The sequence below is a fragment of the Mycobacterium sp. MMS18-G62 genome, from assembly GCF_053877835.1.
Genome location: NZ_CM132662.1, coordinates 5,168,851 through 5,185,836 on the forward strand (window position 1 = coordinate 5,168,851; position 16,986 = coordinate 5,185,836).

At 65.7% G+C, this 16,986-nt stretch carries 15 protein-coding genes and 1 pseudogene; 2 read left to right on the forward strand and 14 right to left on the reverse strand.

Features of this window, described 5'->3' with window-relative positions:
• Position 1 precedes the first annotated feature (1 nt).
• The 3 genes from ACWW36_RS25770 to ACWW36_RS25780 are packed head-to-tail and all read right to left on the reverse strand — an operon-like array spanning position 2 to position 2,529.
• Positions 2 to 283: a phosphoribosyl-ATP diphosphatase gene (locus ACWW36_RS25770; RefSeq protein WP_456138773.1), complete on the reverse strand. Its 282-nt coding sequence runs from the start codon at positions 281 to 283 to the stop codon at positions 2 to 4.
• Positions 284 to 323: 40 nt separating this feature from the next.
• Positions 324 to 1,787, reverse strand: a complete 1,464-nt coding sequence (locus tag ACWW36_RS25775) for a sugar porter family MFS transporter (RefSeq protein WP_456138774.1) — start codon at positions 1,785 to 1,787, stop codon at positions 324 to 326.
• Between the two features lie 58 nt (positions 1,788 to 1,845).
• Positions 1,846 to 2,529, reverse strand: coding sequence for an HAD family hydrolase (locus tag ACWW36_RS25780; protein WP_456138775.1), 684 nt, complete (start codon positions 2,527 to 2,529; stop codon positions 1,846 to 1,848).
• 38 nt (positions 2,530 to 2,567) lie between these two features.
• Between ACWW36_RS25780 and ACWW36_RS25785 the strand changes: the two genes are divergently transcribed.
• Positions 2,568 to 3,371: an SDR family oxidoreductase gene (locus ACWW36_RS25785; protein ID WP_456138776.1), complete on the forward strand. Its 804-nt coding sequence runs from the start codon at positions 2,568 to 2,570 to the stop codon at positions 3,369 to 3,371.
• 17 nt (positions 3,372 to 3,388) lie between these two features.
• Here the strand turns inward: ACWW36_RS25785 and ACWW36_RS25790 are convergent.
• Both ACWW36_RS25790 and metH read right to left on the reverse strand, forming a co-directional pair.
• Positions 3,389 to 3,472, reverse strand: a pseudogene (locus tag ACWW36_RS25790) (hypothetical protein); the annotation flags it as partial.
• A gap of 105 nt (positions 3,473 to 3,577) precedes the next feature.
• On the reverse strand, positions 3,578 to 7,327 hold the full coding sequence (gene metH / locus ACWW36_RS25795; protein WP_456138777.1) for a methionine synthase: 3,750 nt from the start codon (positions 7,325 to 7,327) through the stop codon (positions 3,578 to 3,580).
• Between the two features lie 469 nt (positions 7,328 to 7,796).
• Here metH and ACWW36_RS25800 point away from each other — a divergent pair, with 469 nt between their 5' ends.
• Positions 7,797 to 8,687, forward strand: a complete 891-nt coding sequence (locus ACWW36_RS25800; protein ID WP_456138778.1) for a PAC2 family protein — start codon at positions 7,797 to 7,799, stop codon at positions 8,685 to 8,687.
• A gap of 25 nt (positions 8,688 to 8,712) precedes the next feature.
• Here ACWW36_RS25800 and ACWW36_RS25805 read toward each other — a convergent pair whose 3' ends face one another.
• From ACWW36_RS25805 to ACWW36_RS25845, 9 genes are all read right to left on the reverse strand, one after another.
• Entirely contained in the window at positions 8,713 to 10,143 is a 1,431-nt protein-coding gene (locus ACWW36_RS25805; RefSeq protein WP_456138779.1) for a DUF1254 domain-containing protein, read from the reverse strand.
• Positions 10,140 to 11,018, reverse strand: a complete 879-nt coding sequence (locus tag ACWW36_RS25810; protein WP_456138780.1) for an SDR family oxidoreductase — start codon at positions 11,016 to 11,018, stop codon at positions 10,140 to 10,142. Before ACWW36_RS25810 ends, ACWW36_RS25805 begins: the two co-directional genes overlap by 4 nt.
• A gap of 46 nt (positions 11,019 to 11,064) precedes the next feature.
• Positions 11,065 to 11,874 carry an arginase family protein gene (locus tag ACWW36_RS25815; protein ID WP_456138781.1) on the reverse strand — a complete coding sequence of 270 codons (810 nt, stop codon included), beginning with the start codon at positions 11,872 to 11,874 and terminating at the stop codon, positions 11,065 to 11,067.
• 2 nt (positions 11,875 to 11,876) lie between these two features.
• A complete protein-coding gene (mshC, locus tag ACWW36_RS25820; RefSeq protein WP_456138782.1) occupies positions 11,877 to 13,115 on the reverse strand; it encodes a cysteine--1-D-myo-inosityl 2-amino-2-deoxy-alpha-D-glucopyranoside ligase in 1,239 nt (412 codons plus the stop codon).
• A 91-nt stretch (positions 13,116 to 13,206) separates the two neighbouring features.
• Positions 13,207 to 13,977 carry a 3'(2'),5'-bisphosphate nucleotidase CysQ gene (locus ACWW36_RS25825; RefSeq protein ID WP_456142625.1) on the reverse strand — a complete coding sequence of 257 codons (771 nt, stop codon included), beginning with the start codon at positions 13,975 to 13,977 and terminating at the stop codon, positions 13,207 to 13,209.
• Positions 13,977 to 14,804 (reverse strand): SCO1664 family protein, encoded by an 828-nt coding sequence (locus ACWW36_RS25830; RefSeq protein ID WP_456138783.1) that lies wholly within the window; start codon positions 14,802 to 14,804, stop codon positions 13,977 to 13,979. Before ACWW36_RS25830 ends, ACWW36_RS25825 begins: the two co-directional genes overlap by 1 nt.
• The gene (locus tag ACWW36_RS25835; protein WP_456138784.1) at positions 14,788 to 15,375 is read right to left on the reverse strand and encodes a DUF3090 domain-containing protein; all 588 of its coding nucleotides are present in this window, start codon (positions 15,373 to 15,375) and stop codon (positions 14,788 to 14,790) included. Before ACWW36_RS25835 ends, ACWW36_RS25830 begins: the two co-directional genes overlap by 17 nt.
• A gap of 56 nt (positions 15,376 to 15,431) precedes the next feature.
• Complete coding sequence (locus ACWW36_RS25840) at positions 15,432 to 16,148, reverse strand: histidine phosphatase family protein (protein WP_456138785.1); 717 nt, start codon at positions 16,146 to 16,148, stop codon at positions 15,432 to 15,434.
• A complete protein-coding gene (locus ACWW36_RS25845) occupies positions 16,145 to 16,975 on the reverse strand; it encodes an undecaprenyl-diphosphate phosphatase (RefSeq protein WP_456142626.1) in 831 nt (276 codons plus the stop codon). The genes ACWW36_RS25840 and ACWW36_RS25845 overlap by 4 nt, the downstream gene beginning before the upstream one ends.
• Positions 16,976 to 16,986 lie beyond the last annotated feature (11 nt).

Sequence of the window (16,986 nt, forward strand, 5' to 3'; positions counted from 1 at the left end):
TTCATAGCTTGGCGTACACATCATCGAGGGTCAGCCCGCGGGAGATCATCAGCACCTGCGTCCAGTACAGCAACTGGCTGATCTCGTCGGCCAGCGCCTCGTCGCCTTCGTGCTCGGCGGCCAGCCACACCTCGCCGGCCTCTTCGAGGATCTTCTTGCCCAGCCCGTGCACACCGCCGTCGAGCGCGGCGACGGTGCCGCTGCCGGGCGGCCGCGTGCGAGCGCGCTCGCTGAGTTCGGCGAACAAGGCGTCGAAGGTCTTCACGGCAGGCGATTGTTCCACGTGCGGTTCGCTGCGGTCACGCGGGTTTAGCCGACGAGCGTCAGGTTTGCGCGGGGTGCGCGTCGTGATGCGCGGCGTCACGCTGCATGTCTTCGAGGTGTTTGCCCTTCGTTTCGGCGACCCATCGCCATACGAAGATGAACGACAGCACCGCGCAGAGCGCATAGAACCCGTATGCCAGTCCGAGGACGTTGCGCAGCCCCGGGAATGTCACCGTGATCAGCCAGTTTGCCGCCCACTGCGCAGCGGCCGCCAGGCCCAGCGCGGCCGCCCGGATGCGGTTGGGGAACATCTCACCCAGCAGCACCCACACCACGGGCCCCCACGACATACCGAACGCCACCACGAAGAGGTTGGCGGCGACCAGAGCGATCGGGCCGGCAACGGGACCGAGGTGGGGCTTGCCGTCGACGATTTCGGCTGTTTGGAAGACGACCGCCATCGTCGCCAACGTGATCGCCATACCGGCGGAGCCGACGAGGAGCAGCGGCTTGCGGCCCACCTTGTCGATCAGCGAGATGGCGATAAGCGTGGTCAGGATGTTCGTGACTGACGTGATCACCGTGATGGTGAATGACGAACTTTCCTTGAAGCCCACAGCCTCCCACAGCACGTTGGAGTAGTAGAAGATCACGTTGATGCCGACGAACTGCTGAAACACCGACAGTCCGACGCCAACCCACACGATCCCGTACAAACCACCGGTCGGCTTGCGCAGATCACGCCATGACGGCGGTTTCTCGGACTTGAGCGAATCCTGGATCCGGGTGATGGTGAGTTCGAGGTTCTTCTCGCCCAACAACATGGAGAGCACTCGGCGGGCTTCCGGAATCCTGTATTTCGCAACGAGGTAGCGCGGCGACTCCGGGATTGTGAAGGCCAGCCCGCCGTACAGGAGTGCCGGCACCGTCATCACGATGAACATCCAGCGCCAGGCCTCCAGCCCCAGCCACAGGTCCTCCCGCGATCCCCCGGCTAGGTGCGCCAGCAGATAGTCGACCGCCAGCGAGAGGAAGATCCCCGTCACGATGGCCAACTGTTGCAGCGAGCCGAGCCGGCCGCGGATCCGCGGCGGGGAGGTCTCGGCGATATAGGCCGGTGCGATGACAGACGCGACGCCAACGCCAATGCCGCCGACGACGCGGAAGATCACCAACAGCCAGACGTTGGGCGCCAGGCCGGTACCGATCGCGCTGATCAGGAAGAGCGCGGCGGCGATCTTCATCACGGACAGTCGGCCTATGCGGTCGGCAAGACGTCCCGCGGTCACAGCGCCGAGCGCGGCGCCCAGCAGCGCCGAGGCGACCGCGAAGCCAAGCGTGGTGTTGCCGATGCCGAAGTTGTCCTGAATGGACGAGACGGCGCCGTTGATGACCGCGCTGTCGTAGCCGAACAGAAAGCCGCCAAGGGCGGCAACGGATGCGATCAGGACGACGCGGCCGCTGTGCTCGGACTCCTCGTAATCCAAACCTGCTGGGATATCACCGACGGGTCCGTGGGTCATGAGACGACCTTTCGCAGCGTTGCGTGATCAGGATCACATTCAATCACTACCGAATGGGTCAGGCGGACCGTTCGTCGAATTGCGAAGTGAGTTCGGCGTGCAGCTGCCGAAGATCGGACACGGCTAGCTCTGCCAGCGACGTGATGTGCCGTCTGCGCGGCCCGTCGGGCACGGCTACATCGTTGGGCACCACCAATACCGGGCATCCAGCGCCTTCCGCGGCGGCAGTGCCGGTGACCGAGTCCTCAATCGCAAGACATGCCTGCGGCTGCAGTTCCAGCAACGCCGCCGCGCGCAAGTATGGATCGGGGGCCGGTTTGCCGTGCGCAACCTCGTCACCGCAAACCGATGCCGAAAAGTAATGGGCTCCAATGCTATTCAATGCACGGTTGGTGAGTGCACGCTGAGTGTTGGTAACCAGTGCCATCGGAGTTCCTTCGGCGGCAAGCGCTTCCAACAATTCCTGCGCGCCCTCACACCACGGTAATCCGCCGTCGAACAGCTCTGCGGTGTATTCGTGCAGCCAGCGATCGGATTCGGCCATCGCCGCGGGATCGAGCTCGAGGCCGATGTCGGTGTAGACCGTGCGGATCGCGTTCTCCGCTGAGCTGCCCACCAGCGCCGCCCGGACTGCCGGGGTCAATACGCCGCCGAGTTCGGCGTAGAGAGCGGCAAGCGAAATGTCCCAGAGCTTCTCGGAGTCGACGAGGGTGCCGTCCATATCCCACAGCACCGCTTGCATAGGCCGATTATGTCAGGGGCTGTGCCTAGGGTGAAATCATGACCATTCTCGTGAGCGGCGCTACAGGAAACATCGGCCGTCGCATCGTCGACCATTTGATCGAGCTGGGCGCCAACGACATCCGTGCACTCACCACCAACCCCGCGAAAGCAGGCCTGCCCGACGGCGTGCAACCTGTCACCGGTTATCTCGGCAATCCCGAATCTCTGCCGGCGGCCCTGCAGGGTGTCGACCGGATGTACCTGGCACCGCTACCCAAGACGCTCGACGTCACCCTCGACTTGGTGAAGAAGGCCGGGGTGGAATACCTCGTCGCGTTGTCGGGTGCTGCGCATTGGCAGGAGCACGCAGACAAGGTGAACGCATCCGGAATCGTCAACACCCAGCTGGGGCCTGGCGAATTCCTGGACAACTTCGCGATCTGGTCTGAACAGATCAAGGCGACGCGCACGGTACGCGAGCCGTATCCGACGGCGGTCGAGGCGCCGATCTCGATAGACGACATCGCTCGTGTCGCAGCCACACTGCTGGTCAAGCCCGAGCAGGCACACCACGGACAGATGTATCCGATCACCGGGCCGCAAGCGCTCACGCGGGCCCAGATCGCTGAGCAGGTGGGCGTCGGAATCTCAGCGCCGGTGACGTACGAGAAATGCGACAGGACCGAGGCCGAGCAGCACTACAACGCGGCATTGGGAGGCCAGGCGAGTTGGTACCTCGACCAGATCGCATACGCCGTCGAACATCCGCAGTATGCAAATCAACTCGTCGCCGAGATAACCGGTTCCCCGGCTCAGTCGGTCGCGCAGTGGGCCGCCGCGAACGCCGAGCTGTTCCTGTGACCTAGGTGTTGACCCGGCCGCGCGGCCGGGTTCAGGCCGAACGCGATGCGTGAAAGACCAAGCGTGGTCTGCACATTCGGATGCTTCGGCTTGAGCAGGCGGGCGATCAGCCGCTCGGCCACCAATGTGCTCCAAAGCGGCCTTCAGCACACGAGTTTCGGTCGCCGCGCGGAAAGCCTTGGAGCCGTTGGCATTCGCGCGGGGGCTCAATCCTCCGGGTTGTAGCCGAGGTTGGGGGCCAGCCAGCGCTCGGCTTCCTTCAGGGTCCAGCCCTTGCGCTTCGCATAGTCGGCGACCTGGTCCTGGGCTATCCTCCCGACCACGAAGTACTGCGACTGCGGGTGCGAGAAATACCAGCCGCTGACCGCGGCACCAGGCCACATCGCCATCGATTCGGTCAGCTCGATGCCGGTCCGTTCCTTGACGTCCATCAGCGTCCAGAGCGTCGCTTTTTCGGTGTGCTCCGGGCACGCCGGGTAACCGGGGGCGGGTCGGATTCCCCGGTACTTCTCACCGATGAGCGCTTCGTTGTCCAGCTGCTCGTCGGGCTGATATCCCCAGAACTCCTTGCGGACCCGTTGGTGCATCCGTTCGGCGAAGGCCTCCGCCAACCGATCGGCGAGCGACTCCAGCAGGATCGCGTTGTAGTCGTCGTGGGCCGCCTTGAACTCGACGATCTTGTCCTGACTGCCCAGCCCCGCGGTGACGGCGAACGCGCCGACGTAATCCCGGAGACCCGTTTCTTTGGGTGCGATGAAGTCTCCCAGTGACCGGTTCGGGATGCCGTCCCGGTGCTCGCCCTGCTGGCGCAGGTTGTGCAACGTGGTCAGCACCTCGGTACGGGTCTCGTCGGTGTAGACCTCGACGTCGTCGCCGACCGCGTTCGCGGGGAAGAAACCGATCACCCCGTTGGCAGTCAGCCACTTCTCCTTGATCAGGGTGTCGAGCATCTCCTGCGCGTCGTCGTACAGCTTTCGGGCGGTCTCCCCCGAGGCCGGGTTGTTGAGGATGTCGGGGAACTTGCCCTTCATCTCCCAGGCGTTGAAGAACGGCTGCCAGTCGATGTACTCGCGCAACTCGGCGAGGTCGTAGTCGAGAAACTCCCGCACACCAACGCCCTGGGCGGGCACCGGCGGCGTGTAGCCGTCCCACTCGATCGGCGTCCGGTTGGCGCGGGCCTTCTCCAGCGTCAGCATCGGCCGCTCGTTCTTCTGGGCGTGCCGTTCGCGCAGCGACGCGTAGTCCTTCTCGGTCGCTTCGAGCAGGGCCGGCCGCTGCTTGTCGTCGAGCAGCGCCGCGGCGACCGGCACCGACCGAGACGCGTCCTTGACCCACACCACCGGGCCGCTGCGGCGCGGCGAGATCTTCACGGCCGTGTGGGCGCGCGAGGTCGTCGCGCCGCCGATCAGCAGCGGGATCTCCAGGCCCTGACGTTCCATCTCGGCCGCGAAGTTGGACATCTCGTCCAGCGACGGCGTGATCAGCCCGGAGAGCCCGATGATGTCGGCGTCGTGCTCCTTCGCCGCGTCCAGGATTTTCTGGGCGGGCACCATCACACCGAGGTCGATCACTTCGAAGTTGTTGCACTGCAGCACAACCCCGACGATGTTCTTGCCGATGTCGTGGACGTCGCCCTTGACGGTCGCCATGATGATCGTGCCGTTGGTGTCCTTGGAGCCGGTGGTACCGGCCTCCTCTTTCTCCGCCTCGATGAACGGCAGCAAGTAGGCAACGGCCTTCTTCATCACGCGGGCCGACTTCACCACCTGGGGCAGGAACATCTTGCCCGAGCCGAAAAGGTCACCGACGACGTTCATGCCGTCCATCAGCGGACCTTCGATCACCTCGATCGGCCGCCCACCTGCCGTGGCGATCTCGGCCCGCAACTCCTCGGTGTCGTCATCGACATGTGCGTCGATGCCCTTGACCAAAGCATGCGTGATGCGCTCGCGGATCGGGAGAGATCGCCACTCCGCAACTTCCGAGTCGCCGGGACCTTCTGTCCTGTTGAACCGTTCGGCGATCTCCAGGAGCCGTTCGGCCGCGTCCTCGCGGCGGTTCAGGACGACGTCCTCGATTCGATCGCGCAGCTCGGGGTCGATCGAGTCGTAGGGCACCAGGGCGCCGGCGTTGACGATGCCCATGTCCAGGCCGGCCTTGATGGCGTGGAACAGGAACACCGCGTGGATCGCCTCGCGGACGGGGTTGTTGCCCCGGAACGAGAACGACACGTTCGAGATGCCACCGGAGATGTGCACCCAGGGAAGGTTCTCCTTGATCCAGGCGCAGGCCTCGATGAAGTCGATCCCGTAGGACGCGTGCTCCTCGATACCGGTCGCCAGCGCGAAGCAGTTCGGGTCGAAGATGATGTCCTCGGCAGGGAAGCCGACCTCTTCGGTCAGGATCCGATAGGCACGCCCGCAGATCTGGATGCGGCGCTCCAGGTTGTCGGCCTGACCCTCTTCGTCGAAGGCCATCACGACCACGGCGGCGCCGTACTTGCGGCACAGCCGTGCCTCGCGGATGAACTTCTCCTCGCCTTCCTTCATGGAGATCGAGTTGACGATCGGCTTGCCCTGCACGTTCTTCAGGCCCGCCTCGATGACCTCAAACTTGGAGGAGTCGATCATCACCGGTACGCGGCTGATGTCGGGCTCGGCCGCGATCAGCTTGGTGAACCGGTCCATCGCGGCGACGCCGTCGATCATGCCCTCGTCCATGTTGATGTCGATGACCTGCGCCCCGACCTCGACCTGCTGCAGCGCGACCGACAGCGCGGTGTCGTAGTCCTCGGCCTTGATCAGGTTGCGGAACCTTGCGGAGCCGGTGATGTTGGTCCGCTCACCGATGTTCACGAACAGGGAGTCCTCGGTGATGTTGAGCGGCTCCAGGCCCGCGAGCCGGGTGGCCACCGGGATCTCCGGCACCGTCCGCGGCGTCTTGCCCTCGACGACCTTGGCGATCTCCGCGATGTGCGCCGGTGTCGTTCCGCAGCAACCACCGACCAGGTTGACGAAACCCGCGTCGGCGAATTCGGCGACGTAACCGGCCTGACGCTTCGGGGACTCGTCGTACTCGCCGAAGGCGTTGGGCAGACCGGCGTTCGGGTAGCAGGAGACGAAAGTGTCTGCGATCCGCGACATCTCGGCGATGTAGGGCCTCATCTCCGGCGCGCCAAGGGCGCAGTTGAGACCGACCGCGATCGGCTTGGCGTGCCTGATCGAATTCCAGAAGGCCTCGGTGACCTGACCGGACAACGTGCGCCCGGACGCATCGGTGATGGTGCCCGAGATGATCACCGGCCAGCGGCGTCCGCGGTCCTCGAACAGCGTCTCGATGGCGAAAATCGCGGCCTTGGCGTTGAGCGTGTCGAAGATCGTCTCGACGATGAGGATGTCGGCACCGCCGTCGACGAGGCCGTTGGCAGCGTCGAGGTAGGCGGCGGCCAGCTGGTCGTAGGAAACGTTGCGGGCTCCGGGGTCGTTGACGTCCGGCGAGATCGACGCGGTCCGTGTCGTCGGCCCGAGGGCGCCGGCGACGTAGCGGGGCTTGTCAGGGGTGCTGAACTCGTCGCAGGCTTTGCGGGCCAGGGCAGCGCCGGCGTAGTTCAGTTCGTAGCTGAGCTCAGCCATGCCGTAGTCGGAGAGCGAGACCGCGTTCGCGTTGAAGGTGTTGGTCTCCAGGATGTCGGCGCCCGCCTCGAGGTACTCGCGGTGGATCCCCTCGATGATCTGCGGCTGCGTCAGGGTGAGCAGGTCGTTGTTGCCCTGAAGAGGGCTGGGCCAGTCCTTGAACCGCTCTCCGCGGTAGCCCGCCTCGTCCGGCCGGTCCCGCTGGATCGCCGTGCCCATCGCGCCGTCGATCACCATGATGCGCTGGCGCAGAGTTGCCGTCAGTTCGTCGGTGGAGTCGGGGCGGATGTTCGGCTCCAGGTTGTTGGGCTCTGGGGCGTTCACGTGCGTTCCTTCCTTAACGGAAGGCGTCCTTGACTCTGCCGAGCGTGGCGGATACCGAGTGGGGACCCAGGACCCCAAAGTAACCGTTGCAACGCCTCTCGACCAGAAAAGTCTACGTCGTCACCCGACCGACGTGTGGACGCCCAACTCATCGTCGCGATCGACCCCACGCGCTTGGCGATCGCGGTACCCCCGAGCGACAGCTCGCGGATCTTGTCGACGATGTCGTGGTCATTAAGGTCAACCCGCTTGCACCCGAACGTATTTCGTCTCGACGGCGTCGCCAACCACGACCCCCGTCGACAGCGTGTCTAGCAAATCCGTGTCACAAGTGCGCTTGTTCACATCAGCCACAAATACAGGGTAGTAGTGCTATGCAAGTCACTTCGTCGCACGAGCGCCCACGGTCGCAAATCGGCCGGTGTGCCGATGGCACTCCCCGCCGCCACACAGGCCTTACGCTGGGAGCGTGACCTCGTCGGATGCGAGCGGCTACAAGCCGCCCGACCTGCCCAAACTCAACGACACCATCGTCGTCGCCGCCTTCGAAGGCTGGAACGACGCTGGTGACGCGGCTAGCGACGCGCTGGAACATCTGGACGCGATCTGGGAAGCCGAGCCGATCGTGGAGATCGACGACGAGGCCTACTACGACTACCAGGTGAACAGGCCGGTGATCAGGCAGGTCGACGGCGTGACCCGCGAACTGGTGTGGCCGTCGATGCGGATCTCCCATTGCCGCCCACCAGGGGCGAATCGCGACATCGTGCTCATGCACGGCGTGGAGCCCAACATGCGCTGGCGCACGTTCTGCGCCGAGCTGCTGGCCATCGCCGACAAGCTGAACGTGCAGACCGTCGTGATCCTTGGCGCGCTGCTGGCCGACACGCCGCACACTCGCCCGGTCCCGGTGTCGGGTGCGGCCTACTCCCCCGATTCCGCGAAGGCGTTCGGACTGGAGGAAACCCGCTACGAGGGCCCGACCGGCATCGCGGGCGTGTTCCAGGACGCCTGCGTGCAGGCGGGCATTCCGGCGGTCACCTTCTGGGCGGCCGTTCCGCATTACGTGTCACAGCCGCCGAACCCCAAGGCGACCGTCGCGCTTCTGCGCAGGGTCGAGGATGTGCTCGACATCGAGGTGCCGCTGGACGATCTGCCCACCCAGGCCGAGGAATGGGAGCAGGCAGTCACGGAGATGACGGCCGAGGACGACGAGATCGCCGAATACGTCCAGTCGCTCGAGGAGCGCGGTGACGCCGAGGTCGACATGAACGAGGCGCTCGGCAAGATCGACGGCGACGCGCTTGCCGCGGAGTTCGAGCGCTATCTGCGCCGCCGCGGGCCAGGTTTCAGGAGCTGAATCCCTCTGCGCGAGCGATTAGGGGTTAGGTCTTCACGGGCTTCGGTGGCTGCCACTGGCCGTCAAGGGCATCCGGCTTGGGCCAATAGAGCCGCAGGACCAGGCGGAACGGGCCCGGCGGCGCCGGCAGCCAGTTCGCTTCCTTATCCAGACCGGGCGAGGCGTTCTGGATATAGAACGTGTAGCCACCGTCTGGGTCCCGCAGAAGGCTGGGCAGCATCGGCGAATTGATCAGATACCGGTTCATCGAATTGTCGACGAGCAGGCTTTGCGGCATCTCGTACATGGTCAGCGACCAGAACGCGTTGACCGGCGGCAGCTGCCCTGGCGGGAACCGATAGGTGTAGTTGTTCGCGCCTGTCAGGGGCGCGCCGGCGGCGTCGGTGTCGAAGATCGGGTAAAACGCCTCCTCCTTGGTGTTGCCGTAGATGCCGGCCACCGCACCGGCCATGCGGTACAGGTAGTTGTCCTTGAGCATCTCGCGGCTGCCGAAGAAGTCGCCGGAGTTCAGCTGGCCCGAATTGACCTTGTCCTGGACGCCCTTCAACTCCGTCCACGCGTCGGCCATCCCTGCCTCGATGGCCGCCTTCATGTCGGGCGTCAGCTTGTCGGCGTCGAAATTCCCGTCGGGACCGATCCCGATCGTGGCGAACCGATCCCGCAGCGGCTGCTCGGAGGGCACGGTCGGAGCAAACCGCATTGCGAAGTTGAGGATTTCGAAGAACTGCGGTGATGTCTTCTGCTGATCCGGTGTCAGTGGCGGAGCGAAATCGATCGCGGGCGCGGGTGGTGGCGGTGGCTGGTTGAGGAACGCCGACAGCGGCTGCACCTGGTAGCCCGCCTGCACCTTCATGACGCCGTCCAGATCGGACGGTCCGATCAGCTGCGTGCGGTAGATCACCCCAGCCAATTCGGTATCGGAGCGGATGACTTCGTTGATGCCGGTTGGCTTTTCACCTTTCCAGCCGGGCCCGGTCAACAGATACTTGCCGCCACTGTTGCCGGTGGTGCGGCTGCCCACGTAGGCGAAGTTGTACGTGTAGCCGTCGACGAACTGAAGTGAGTAATAACGGTCCTGCGCGATCGGCGGGACCGTCAGGACCAGCGGCTCGGTCCGCAGGTCTGCGCCGAGCATCGAATACGGGGTGTCCGAGTTCGTTGTTTGCACAGTCTTATCGGCTGGGGTGTAAACCGTTGCGCTGTTGTGGATTTCGTTCCAGGCGCCCTTGTAATCCGGACTTTCCTTGTTCACGTAGTAGGCATACTGGATGCGGTAGTTGTCGACCATCGGGAAGCCGTAGATGTAGGCGTCCTTGGCGATTGCGCGCGCCGCCTCCGGCGTGACGGCGGCCGGGCTTGGTGGTGGTGACGACTTAGGTGTCTCCTCCGATCCTTTCGTGCTGCACCCGACGAGGAGCGCGAGCAGGGCTATGACAGTCGCAAACCGGCGGATCAACGCTTCTCGATCGACTCGGTGCGGGCGCTCATCGATCGACCAAGCGCCGCTACCTCCGCGTCCATCCGCGGCAGCAGATCGGGAGCGAACTTGACTGTCTGCGACTCGCCTAATGGCGTCGACAGCAGCGGCTTTAGCCAGCGGAGCAGACCGACCCAGCCGGGACAGTTGATTTGGCGCTTGCGGCCTTCGATGCCCGCGATGAACGCCGCACCGCAGTCCTCGACCGAGGTGGTCTTGCCGAGCGGGCCCGGCAGCTTGCTCAGCATTTCATTGAACGTCGACATGTCGTTCTTGCTCTCACGCACGAGCGGGGTGTCGATCCACGACATGTGCGCCGAGCCGACGTCGACGCCGTGATGGGCCACCTCCAACCGCAAGGCGTTGGCGAAATGCTCAACGCCCGCCTTGGCGGCGTTGTAGGGCGCCATACCGGGCGCGGCAGCGTACGCGGCCAGCGACGAGACGATCAGCACATAGCCGCGCCTGTCGATTACCGACGGCAGCGCCGCGCGCACGGTGTGAAAAACGCCAAGCACATTGACGTCGAGAAGCGTCTTGAACGCCGCGGGATCGACGTTGAGCACCGAGCCGTATGTCGCGATCCCGGCGTTGGCCATCACGATGTCGATGCCTCCGAACCGCTCGACGCCTTGGTCGACGGCGGCCTGCATGGCCGACAGGTCGCGCACGTCGGCGACGACGGTCAGCACCCCATCCTCGCCGAGTTCGGCGGCGATCTCCTTGAGTTTTTCCTCATCGAGGTCGGTCAGCACCAGCTTGGCGCCCTTGGCATGAAGCCGGCGTGCGGTCTCTGCACCGACGCCGTTCGCACCGCCGGTGATCAGCGCAACTTTTCCGTTCACAGAACCCATGGCCGAAACGTACTCCACCGTGCAACCCCGGTGCACAGATTGACCGTCAGCCGCCCACGAGCGGGGAAAGCGCGGTCAGCAACGGGCCGGGGTCGCCGGGCTCTCCAGTTTCCGGCCAGCTGCCCTCGAACTCCGCGACTTCGACGCCGACCACGTGGTTTTCAGCCAAACGCATTGCCACACCAGCTAATTCGTCAAGCGTCATCCCATTCGGAACTCGATAGTCAGTAGGCACCAAGCCGGGTTCGAGTACGTCGCAGTCGAGATGGAAGTACACCGGCCTGTCCCCGACGGCCGCGTCGAGTTCCTCCAGCATCGCCGGGCCAACCGGAATGTTGCGCACCACACCGTCGTCGATGAGGCGCCGTTCGAACGGGTCGAGGTCGCGTGCCCCTCCCAGCACCACGTTGGCGGCCGGGACGCCCGACCCGAGCCCCGAATCCCACAAGCCGACAGGGCCCGACAGCGCGAGGCCGCCGAGGAATCCGGTGGTGCTCGATTCCGGCGTGTTGAGGTCGCCATGAGCGTCGAACCACACCACGAGTGCATCGGGGTGATACCGAGCCACCACCGGCAACGTGGCCAGGGCCACGGCGCACCGCGTCAGCGCGGTCACCGGCGTCTGCCCTGCGGCATAGATTTCGTCGTACCGCCGTGACATCGCCTGCAGGCCGGGCACCGCCGCCGTCAACTCGTCGCGCCAGTCCGCGTTCATCGGCGGTTCGGGATGGCCGACCGTTACCGCCGGCACACCGAGTCGGCGTCGCCACTGCGCTCCGATCATCGCGGCACCGCTGAAGGCGCGGTCGTTGTGGTCGCCTGCGCGGCCGGAAAAGACGGTGAGCGCTCGCGCCATCGCTACAGCTGCACGCCGAGCAGGGCATCGATCGCCGTCGCGACGGTGCGCGGCGCGTCGGCGTCGTGGCCGCCGTATTCCAGCGCGTCGGTGGTCCAACCATCAAGTGCCGCAAGTGCTTTGGGGGTGTCGAGATCATCGGCCAGATACTGGCGCACGCGCGCCACGACGTCGGTGGCGTCCGGCCCTGCAGGCAGCGAGGTGGCCTGGCGCCACCGCTGCAAACGGGTGTTGGCTTCCTCGAGCACCGCGTCGCTCCACGAGCGGTCCGCTCGATAATGACCGGCCAGCAGGCCCAGGCGGATCGCGGCAGGTTCGACGCCGTCGGCGCGCAGCCGCGACACCAGTACGAGGTTGCCGCGGCTCTTGGACATCTTGTGCCCGTCCCAGCCGATCATTCCCGCGTGCACGTAGTGGCGAGCGAATCTGCGCTCCCCCGTTACTGATTCGGCGTGCGCGGCGGAAAATTCGTGGTGCGGGAAGATCAGGTCACTGCCGCCGCCCTGGATGTCTAGGCCGGTGCCGATGCGCGACAGCGCGATCGCCGTGCACTCGACGTGCCAACCCGGCCGGCCGGGGCCGAACGGCGACGGCCAGCTGGGCTCGCCCGGCCGCTGCGCCCGCCACATCAGTGCGTCGAGTTCGTCGCCCTTGCCTGGACGATCCGGGTCGCCGCCGCGTTCGGTGAACAGCCGCAGCATCGTGTCGCGGTCGTAGCCCGACTCGTAGCCGAACTGCTGCGTGGCGTCGGCGCGAAAATAGACGTCCGGGTATTGGGCATCGTCGACGATGTAGGCCGCTCCGGACGCCAGCATCTTCTCGACGAGTTCGACGACCTCCGCGATGGCCTCGGTGGCCGCGACGTAGTCGTGCGGCGGAAGCACCCGAAGGGCCGCCATGTCCTCGCGGAACAGCTCGGTCTCCCGGTCGGCCAGCTCGCGCCAGTCGATGCCGTCGCGCTGGGCCCGCTCGAACAGCGGGTCGTCCACGTCGGTGATGTTCTGCACATAGTGCACGGTGTGACCGGCGTCCAGCCACACCCGGTGAACCAGGTCGAAGGCCAGATAGGTGGCGGCGTGCCCAAGGTGGGTGGCGTCGTACGGGGTGATGCCGCAGACATACATGGTGGCCGTCTCGCCCGTCCCGACCGGACGGACCTGCCGGTCGGCGCTGTCGTAGAGCCGCAGCTGCGGGCCGCGCCCACCGAGCGCCGGAACGGTCGGTGCCGGCCACGATTGCATACCCTCGACTCTAAGGTGTTCGCTCAGGGCGGCCTCCCGATGGTGCGGTGCTTACCGGACTGCTACAACGCCGAAGACCAATCCATTCCCCCTAGCGCTCGTGATACGCCGACCAGATGCTCTCGAGCAGCACGTCGGCGAGCTCTGCGCGGCACATCAGGAAGTCCGGCAGATAGGGGTCGTGCCGGTTGTAGATCAGCGGCGAACCGTCCAGCCGCGACGCGTGCATCCCTGCCGCCTGCACCACACCGGCGGGCGCGGCCGAGTCCCACTCCCACTGGCCGCCTGCGTGGACGTAGGCATCGACGTCGCCGCGGACCACTGCCATCGCCTTGGCACCGGCCGATCCGATGCCCACCAACTGAATGTCCAGACGGTCGCGCAGCCACCACAGCACAGCCGGCGGCCGGTTCGGGCTGGCCGTGATGCGGATCGGCCCGCCGGTGCGCGGCGGCGGCGCGGTGACGGTGTCGGTGCGATACACCTCGCCGCGGGCCGGCAGGGCGACGGCGGCGTCCGTGATGCCGCCGTGTGGCCGGCCGTCGCGCTGCCAGAGCGCGATGTGCACGGCCCAGTCGGTTCGGCCGGGCGAGGAGAACTCGCGCGTGCCGTCGACGGGGTCGACGATCCAGACTCGGTCGGCGTGCACTCGGGACACGTCGTCGACGGCTTCCTCGGACAGCACGGCGTCGTCGGGCCGCGCTTGCGCTAACCGGTCAAGGATCAGGATGTTGGCCCGTTTGTCGCCGGCGTCCCCGAGGTCGTAGGGGTCGCTGAAGCCGACCTCGTCACGGACTGCCAGCAAGAGTTCACCGGCTTCGACCGCCACCTCGGCGGCCAGCGCCGCGTCGGTCAGGCTCATCAGAATGCCGGCCATGGGATCGGCCGGCGCCGGTCCGGTGCCGGCATCACCGGATTGTCCAGCAGCGCAACAGTTCTGGCGTGCAGCGCGTCTACTTCTCGACGGGTGATGTGCTCACGCAGCTGGTCTCCGAGTTGCGCACGCACCTGCGTGCGCAGACAGGCGACCGTCTGCAACGTTTCGTCGTCGACGGGCTTACCGGCCCAGCCCCAGAGCACCGTGCGCAGCTTGTCCTCGGTATGCAGGCTCACGCCATGGTCGACGCCGTACACATGCCCGTCGGTCCCGCACAAGATGTGGCCGCCCTTGCGATCGGCGTTGTTGATCAGCACGTCGAAGACGGCCATGCGGCGCAACCGAATGTCATCGGCATGAACCAGGGTGACCTCGTCGCCGGCGTAGTCATAGGCATGCAGCACCGGAAGGAATCCGGGCGGTACGTGCCCTGCGGGCAGCAGGTCGACGAGGTCCGGCCCCGACTCGGGTTCATCACCGACCTCGTCACCGGGCTGGTCCACCCACAGCTGGAGCATGCCGCGGCCCGCTGGACCGTCACGAATGATGGTGTAGGGCACGATGTCCCAGCCCAGCGCGTCCGAAATCAGGTAGGCGCCCAGCTCGCGGCCGGCCAAGGTGCCATCCGGAAAGTCCCACAGGGGCGCCTCGCCCGCGATCGGCTTGTACACGCAATGTGCTTGGCGCTCACCAAGATGCGCCTCACACAGAAAGGTGGCGTTGCTCGCGGAGCGGATTCGCCCGATGACAGTCAGCTCGCCGCGTCGCAACACCTCGCAGTCATCTGGCCCGCCGCTAGGTGTCGACGTCATCGTCGGACCCGGCAAGGGCACCGCGCCGGTAGCCGTTGGTGCGCACGCAGATGTGGCCCTCAGGGTCGAGCGGCTCGTCGCACAACGGGCAGGGCGGGCGGCCGGCCGAGATGACTCGATTGGAGCGCGTGGCGAATTCGCGCGCCGACTCCGGTGTCAGGAACACCCGCACGGCGTCAGGACCTTCCTCGGCGTCGTCAAGCACCACCGACGCGTCGAATTCGGTTTCAGATACGGCGAGCAGTTCGACGACGACCGTCTGCGCCTCAGAATCCCAGCCCAGTCCCATGGTGCCAACGCGGAATTCCGCGTCGACGGGTGTGATCAGCGGGCTGAGGTCCTCGATGTCGCCGGTGTCGGGCGGGATCGGTGTGCCGAAACGGCGGTTGATTTCGAGCAGTAGCGCAGCGATCCGCTCGGCGAGCACCGCGACCTGCTGCTTCTCCAACACCACCGACACGACGCGCTTGTCATGGACGGCCTGGAGGTAAAACGTGCGGTTGCCCGGCTGCCCGACGGTCCCGGCTACGAAGCGGTCGGGTGTGCGGAAGACGTGAATTGCGCGGGCCATGGCACCTTCCAAAATACCGGCATACCCACGTCAGCCGTAATTGCGAGGGCAGCTTGTCAGTCGGTCGAGCCGCCGATGACGGCGTCCTCGGGCGGCACCTCACCGTCTCGGCCGTCGTCTTGCGCGTCGCTCTTGGGGGGCTTGGCCAGCAGACCGGCGGTGAGCTGATCGCCAGTGTGGTTGACGTGGATAACAAACGGGCGTAGCGGGGTGTAACGGATGACACTCATCGAGGCGGGGTCGGCGGTGATGCGCTGAAAGGTGTCCAGATGCGTGCCGAGCGCGTCGGCCACCACCGCCTTGATCACATCGCCGTGCGTGCAGGCAATCCACAGCGCGTCGCCCTCGTGCAGCTCGGCCAGCCTGCGGTCGTGCTCGCGCACCGCCGCGACGGCGCGCGACTGAACGTGGGCCAGGCCTTCGCCGTCGGGGAACACCGCGGCGCTCGGTTGCTGCTGGACGACGGCCCACAGCGGCTCCTTCACCAGCTCGCCGATTTTGCGGCCGGTCCAGCTGCCGTAGTCGACTTCGGAGATGCGTTCGTCGACGATCGGGTCCAGGCCCAGGGCGGCGGCGAGTGGTTCGACCGTGCGCCGGCAGCGCAACAGCGGTGAACGCACGATGGCGCGGACGGGCAGTGAGCCGATCCGCCCGACGAGCGCCTGCGCCTGTTCGCGCCCCTTGTCGTCGAGGTCGATGCCGTCGCTGCGGCCGGCGAGCGTGTGTGCGGTGTTCGACGTGGACCGGCCGTGCCGCAGCAGGATGACCGTCACGTCGCCGATACCACCCCAGTGGCCAGCAGGGCCAGCACGACGGTGCCGAGCACAACCCGGTAGCCGACGAACCAGTACATGCTGTGGCGGACCAAGAACTGCAGGAACCACGCCACCGCAAGGAAACCGATGACGAACGCGATCACCGTCGCCACCGTCAGCTGCAGACCCGTTGCGCTCATGCCCTCGCCGACCGGATGGAACGCGTCGGGCAAAGAGAACAGACCTGAGGCGAACACCGCGGGAATGGCGAGCAGAAAACCGAATCGGGCGGACAGCTCACGATCCAGGCCGAGGAACAGTCCCGCGCTGATCGTTGCGCCAGACCGCGATACGCCGGGCACCAAGGCCAGGCATTGCGCCAAGCCGACGGTGATGCTGTCTTTCCACGTGAGATCTTCGGCGTGGCGCTTCTGGGTTCCGTAGTACTCGGCGGCGGCAATCACGGCCGAGAACACGATCAGCGCGCCGGCGATCAGCCAGAGATTGCGTGCGCCCGTACGGATTTCGTCCTTGAACAGCAAGCCGAGCACGCCGATCGGGATGGTGCCGATGATGACGTACCAGCCCATCCAGTAGTCCAGGTTGCGATGCGCGGCGACGAACAACCCGTTGAACCACGCCTTGAGGATGCGGCCGATGTCACGGGCGAAGTACAGCAGCACGGCGAGTTCGGTGCCCAGCTGCGTTACGGCCGTGAACGATGCACCGGCGTCGTCGGCGAAGAAGACGCGAGACGTGATCGCCAGGTGCCCCGATGACGAGACAGGTAGGAATTCCGTCAGCCCCTGCACCACCGAAAGGACAATTACCTGCAGCCACGACATCGCCGGCACGT

Bases quoted from the DNA above. Each gene is read 5' to 3' on its own strand.
- ACWW36_RS25810 (WP_456138780.1), bottom strand. From the start codon at position 11,018: ATGGGTTCTGTGAACGGAAAAGTTGCGCTGATCACCGGCGGTGCGAAC.
- ACWW36_RS25825 (WP_456142625.1), bottom strand. From the start codon at position 13,977: ATGAGCCTGACCGACGCGGCGCTGGCCGCCGAGGTGGCGGTCGAAGCC.
- ACWW36_RS25785 (WP_456138776.1), top strand. From the start codon at position 2,568: ATGACCATTCTCGTGAGCGGCGCTACAGGAAACATCGGCCGTCGCATC.
- ACWW36_RS25815 (WP_456138781.1), bottom strand. From the start codon at position 11,874: ATGGCGCGAGCGCTCACCGTCTTTTCCGGCCGCGCAGGCGACCACAAC.
- ACWW36_RS25845 (WP_456142626.1), bottom strand. From the start codon at position 16,975: ATGTCGTGGCTGCAGGTAATTGTCCTTTCGGTGGTGCAGGGGCTGACG.
- mshC (WP_456138782.1), bottom strand. From the start codon at position 13,115: ATGCAATCGTGGCCGGCACCGACCGTTCCGGCGCTCGGTGGGCGCGGC.
- ACWW36_RS25780 (WP_456138775.1), bottom strand. From the start codon at position 2,529: ATGCAAGCGGTGCTGTGGGATATGGACGGCACCCTCGTCGACTCCGAG.
- ACWW36_RS25775 (WP_456138774.1), bottom strand. From the start codon at position 1,787: ATGACCCACGGACCCGTCGGTGATATCCCAGCAGGTTTGGATTACGAG.
- ACWW36_RS25835 (WP_456138784.1), bottom strand. From the start codon at position 15,375: ATGGCCCGCGCAATTCACGTCTTCCGCACACCCGACCGCTTCGTAGCC.
- ACWW36_RS25830 (WP_456138783.1), bottom strand. From the start codon at position 14,804: ATGACGTCGACACCTAGCGGCGGGCCAGATGACTGCGAGGTGTTGCGA.